This is a genomic window from Stenotrophomonas sp. 3diitr2024 (assembly GCF_042136455.1).
Lineage (GTDB): Bacteria > Pseudomonadota > Gammaproteobacteria > Xanthomonadales > Xanthomonadaceae > Stenotrophomonas > Stenotrophomonas sepilia.
Genome location: NZ_JBHHMJ010000393.1, coordinates 1 through 324 on the forward strand (window position 1 = coordinate 1; position 324 = coordinate 324).

The window sequence follows — 324 nt, forward strand, 5'->3', positions numbered from 1 at the left end:
GCGGTGCGCGTGTTCATCGACTTCCTGGCCGAGCACCTGCCGCCGCAGCTGGAGGCCTCGCGCCTGGATTGCGGTGGCGCCTGTGAAAAGGCCAAGGAGCGGATCAAGGCCAGTGCGCCTGCAGCGCATCGAGCACCTGCGCGGTGTTGTCGGTGGAACCATCGTTCACGCAGATCACCCGCGCCACGTAGGGGTTCTGCAGCAGGCTGGTCAACGAGGTGTTCCGCCGCCGCATGGACGAGATGACCGGCGCCCGCCTGTCACAGCTCGAACGTGCCCGCGCCGAGCACCCGGGCGAACTGCGCCCGGTGCTGGCCGCCTTCG

At 69.1% G+C, this 324-nt stretch carries 1 protein-coding gene and 2 pseudogenes; 2 read left to right on the forward strand and 1 reads right to left on the reverse strand.

Annotated elements, in window-relative coordinates:
* Nucleotides 1–132: pseudogene (locus ABGA94_RS09675) on the forward strand (LysR family transcriptional regulator); the annotation flags it as partial.
* Here the strand turns inward: ABGA94_RS09675 and ABGA94_RS09680 are convergent.
* Nucleotides 104–235 carry a glycosyltransferase gene (locus ABGA94_RS09680; RefSeq protein WP_375367142.1) on the reverse strand — a complete coding sequence of 44 codons (132 nt, stop codon included), beginning with the start codon at nucleotides 233–235 and terminating at the stop codon, nucleotides 104–106. The pseudogene ABGA94_RS09675 and the gene ABGA94_RS09680 sit on opposite strands and share 29 nt — an antisense overlap.
* Here ABGA94_RS09680 and ABGA94_RS09685 point away from each other — a divergent pair.
* Nucleotides 192–324: pseudogene (locus ABGA94_RS09685) on the forward strand (TetR/AcrR family transcriptional regulator); the annotation flags it as partial. The gene ABGA94_RS09680 and the pseudogene ABGA94_RS09685 sit on opposite strands and share 44 nt — an antisense overlap.

Coding starts and splice junctions, on each gene's coding strand:
- ABGA94_RS09680 (WP_375367142.1), bottom strand. CDS start 235: ATGCGGCGGCGGAACACCTCGTTGACCAGCCTGCTGCAGAACCCCTAC.